At 47.5% G+C, this 3,882-nt stretch carries 6 protein-coding genes; 3 read left to right on the forward strand and 3 right to left on the reverse strand.

The window, feature by feature from the left end; translation table 11 throughout:
• A partial coding sequence (locus tag VN105_RS16195; RefSeq protein ID WP_325642569.1) for a DUF2809 domain-containing protein occupies positions 1 to 309 on the reverse strand: 309 nt, incomplete at its 3' end.
• A 113-nt stretch (positions 310 to 422) separates the two neighbouring features.
• On the reverse strand, positions 423 to 743 hold the full coding sequence (locus VN105_RS16200) for a KGG domain-containing protein (protein WP_325642570.1): 321 nt from the start codon (positions 741 to 743) through the stop codon (positions 423 to 425).
• Positions 744 to 762: 19 nt separating this feature from the next.
• Here VN105_RS16200 and VN105_RS16205 point away from each other — a divergent pair, with 19 nt between their 5' ends.
• From VN105_RS16205 to VN105_RS16215, 3 genes are all read left to right on the forward strand, one after another.
• Positions 763 to 1,449 carry a DUF6496 domain-containing protein gene (locus VN105_RS16205; protein WP_325642571.1) on the forward strand — a complete coding sequence of 229 codons (687 nt, stop codon included), beginning with the start codon at positions 763 to 765 and terminating at the stop codon, positions 1,447 to 1,449.
• A 106-nt stretch (positions 1,450 to 1,555) separates the two neighbouring features.
• Positions 1,556 to 1,810, forward strand: a complete 255-nt coding sequence (locus VN105_RS16210; protein WP_325642572.1) for a hypothetical protein — start codon at positions 1,556 to 1,558, stop codon at positions 1,808 to 1,810.
• A gap of 57 nt (positions 1,811 to 1,867) precedes the next feature.
• Complete coding sequence (locus VN105_RS16215; protein ID WP_325642573.1) at positions 1,868 to 2,755, forward strand: mechanosensitive ion channel family protein; 888 nt, start codon at positions 1,868 to 1,870, stop codon at positions 2,753 to 2,755.
• Here the strand turns inward: VN105_RS16215 and VN105_RS16220 are convergent.
• A partial coding sequence (locus VN105_RS16220) for a histidine decarboxylase (protein ID WP_325642574.1) occupies positions 2,747 to 3,882 on the reverse strand: 1,136 nt, incomplete at its 5' end. The genes VN105_RS16215 and VN105_RS16220 overlap by 9 nt on opposite strands.

The following is a 3,882-nucleotide window of genomic DNA, read 5'->3' on the forward strand; positions in this document are numbered from 1 at the left end:
CCACAGGAATCCATGCCCCAGCAGGATGCCGGCGGGCGTGTTACGGATACGGACCGCCCATTCAGCCTGGTATAGCTGCTGTATTTCTATCAGGAGGCAAACGGCGTAATTGCTGATACCAATTTTCCATAACGGGGTAACCGGGAAAAGAAAGCGGATGCCAAAGAAAATACAAGTGGCGGATAATACATCGCCGCCATATATTCGTACGATACCGGGAAAATACTGGGGAGCCCAACGTGTGGCCAATCCTAAGGGGATATTCAGTAATATAAGGAAAAAGTAGATCCAGCGTCTTTTTGCTGCCATAAGGTGAGAAAAAGCCGTAAATATAGGAAGGAAAATTGAAATATGTGAAGGTTCCGGAGAAAGAAAAAGGGACCAGGGGCCCCTTCAGCAACGCAATAACCCGGGTGATCGGGTTATTGCTGATTATCATTTTCTACGCTGCTTTTCTTTTTTCCGCGGTTGGTTCCGCCTTTACGGCCAATAGCCGCCATGTGTTCGCGATTTCTGCTAACGGCTTCACCGCCTTTTTTGCCTGCAGCACGGGCCTCTTCGGAAGTGAATTTATGGGCAACACCTTGCTGGTGTGCAGCCTTTCCTCCTTCTCTTGAAATGGCACGTTGCTGTTCAGGGTCCATAGAAGCAAATCCGCGTTTACTGTGTTTACTCTTCTGATCGGAGTTCTTTTCCGAAGCATGGTTCACCGGTGTGGCAGTTTGATATCTGATGTCTTCCATAATCCTGAGGTTTTTTTTAGTGATAGTAGTTAAACATTTACAGGAAGCTGAACAAGTAATGTGCCATCACGTGTCAGTTAAGCTGGTAGCGCATTTGCGCCGCACCAGGATGCGGAGTAGGGCAATACATTCCACAATCCATAGAATTTTCCACACACTTTTTATTGTCTGTTCTACAATTTTTAAAGGAGAACTCTCTCATTTTCCGTGGCTTATATTTTGTTTCCACATCAACGTTATTCTATTCTTAACCCATCTAAATTTTTATGTCATGGCAAAGTATTCAAAAGAATCGCAGCACAAAGTGGAAGAAAATATGAAGGAAATGAAGCAGGGAAAACTGAAGAGCGGCAGAAGCAATAAGAAAGTTACCAATCCTAAGCAAGCTATCGCCATAGGCTTGTCGGAAGCAAGAAAAGAAGGAGCGAAGGTGCCTAAGAAGGCGGCTGCTAAAAAGTCCACTCCCAAAAAATCTGCTGCGAAAAAAGCAGCGCCCAAAAAAGCAGCAGCAAAAAAATCTTCCGCAAAAAAAACAACCGCAAAAAAAGCAGCTCCTAAGAAAGCTGCTGCAAGAAAAACTACGGCTAAAAAATCAACGGCAAAAAAATCAACAGCCAGGAAAACTACGGCTAAAAAAGCTGCCACAAAAAAAGCAGCGCCTAAAAGAAAGGCGGCTACCCGTAAAAAATCCGCAGCTACTGCCTGAGTGGATGAATCCAGGAGTGTTTTATCCTTCCCATATATACGAAAACGACCGGCAGCTGAACAGCACCGGTCGTTTTTTATGGTATATGGCTTGCAATATACAGGGTATGGAAAAACACAGCATTACTGTGATCATCAGAGGTAAACCCTACGGGTTGGTTATTACCATCGATAAGGGCGCCCTGGAAACAGCATTCCAGGTGATCCCCGATGTAAGTGAACATGTGCTGGATGAATTTGAACCTCATGGCGCTACCTTTACTGCTGATCATGAAGACACCCTTGAGGGAAGCATCCGAACGGTGGAAACGGAGCAGATTGCCCGCATTATCTGGGAAGATATTCTCGATAAAATGAAATAGGCTTTGTTGCTTCACCACTACGGTTGTACCTTCGCAGCAAAGCGAGTATGAATTGCTATGATGGTAACCGATAAAACCTATAAGAATGCAAACCGCAGGGAGAGAATTATATTTCTGGTAAAACTGCTGGTTTATCTGGGCGTTGTTTATTTTAACCTTGAGCACCCCGTCGTTTATAATAAATTTACATGGCTGTTTAAACTCACCAATGCCTTGTCCTTTTTCCTGGGCGCCAACCTCATTATTTCCCTGGCATGGCTGGTGATCCTGTCGTGGTACACCCGCCGCCGCAACCGGCAGCGGCCTATTGAAAAAGATAATTTTATCCTCGGCATTAACCGCATTTCTTCTGTACTGAATACCATTTTCCTGCTGCTGGCCATCACCTTCGTTTTTGATGCAAATCCCCTGGAATTTGTTACCAGCATCACTATCGTGGCAGCGGCCATAGCCCTGCTTACAAAAGACTATATCACCAACATGATCAACGGCCTTATTATCATGTTCTCCGACCAGTTGTCGCTGGGAGATCATGTACGCATCGGCGATGTGAAAGGCAGGGTAATGGATATTACCCTTATCAACGTAGTATTGCAGAATGAAGACGATGATATTGTGATTATTCCCAATTCGGTGGTGTTTACTTCCATTGTACTGAACCAGTCCAAACAAAATATCAGGAAACTGACCATCGAGTTTGAACTGGACCACAAGCATCCCTTTACGGTCCGCGGCCTGGAAGAGCGGCTGAGAGCCTCCATAGACGCATATTCCCGCAGCTACAGCCCCGAAAGCTTTTCCCTGAAAACAATGGAGATCAAAAAAGATTTCGTGCAGTTTAAACTACAGCTGCTGATGCCGCAAACAAACAGGGAAACCGAACGCCTGATCAGACGGGCACTCAATGTGGAAATAATGGCTATCGCCGAAAGGGGCCTAAACTAACGTCATTGCATCTACGAAGCTTTCCACAAACTGATCTACCTGTTCCTTACTTACATTAGGCATACAGATGATATGCGACCAGCCGCCTTCTGAAGCCAGCTGCCATTTCCGGCGGATGCCTGCAGGCGGGTCGGGAAATACCACCGTAATGGCATCGGTATTGCGCCATGCAGGGATGCCGTTTTCACGGAGTCGTTCCACCGCATAGGCGGCCACCGCCAAGCTATGCCCGGCTCTTTCTTTCAAACCGTTCACACCGAGGCTTTTCAGGGTATACCACAGGAATAGCGGACTATGGCCGTTTCTTGAACCGGTAATGGTGGTGTCCATACTACCGGTGTACGATACGGAACGCGCAATCCTGTCGCGGTTGGACTTTTTCGCTACCACCACACCGCAGGGAATGGGGGAGCCGATAAATTTATGCCCGCTGATAGCGATGCTGTCTGCCCCATCGGCAAAGTCAAACGCCGGGCGCGGCTCCAGGAAAGCGCTGTAGCTGCCGGACAGCGCCCCATCGGCATGAATATAATGATGGGGTATAGCCAGGTGTTTCAGGATGTTCCTGATCCGTTTTACATCGTCCCTTGCCTCCGTCATGGTAGTACCAATATTGGCCAGCATGATCACCGGCAGATGCCTGTTGATACGGATGGTATTCTCCAGGTCGTCGTAATCAATTTCACCATTAGGCAAAGTGCGTATAATGATCCCCGGCATGTTGAGCAGGTGCAGGTTTTTTTGCACACTGTAATGGGTGGCTCCGGAATAATATACCATCCCTTTGGGATACAGTTCACGCGCCAGGTACAGGCCGTATAAATTACCTTCGGAACCGCCATTGGTAACATATCCCCACCAATTGTTCTCCGGCGCGCGGAACAGGTCTGCAAAGAAGGCTACCACCTGTTTTTCCATTTCCCTGGACCCTGCTGCATAAGTAGCCGGCACAAAAGGATCGCCCAGGTTATTCAGCGGGTATTGCAGGAAGGGCAGAAGGGGACTATAATCAAAATCTTTGGAAACAGGATAGCCCAGGAAATCCCTGGTCCGCGTTTGTACCTGTGCTAACAGTTCATTCAGCGCCGCGGCATCTGCTGCGGCCAGCCGGTACTCTTTCATAATCG

It is taken from the genome of Chitinophaga sp., from assembly GCF_035564935.1.
GTDB lineage: Bacteria > Bacteroidota > Bacteroidia > Chitinophagales > Chitinophagaceae > Chitinophaga.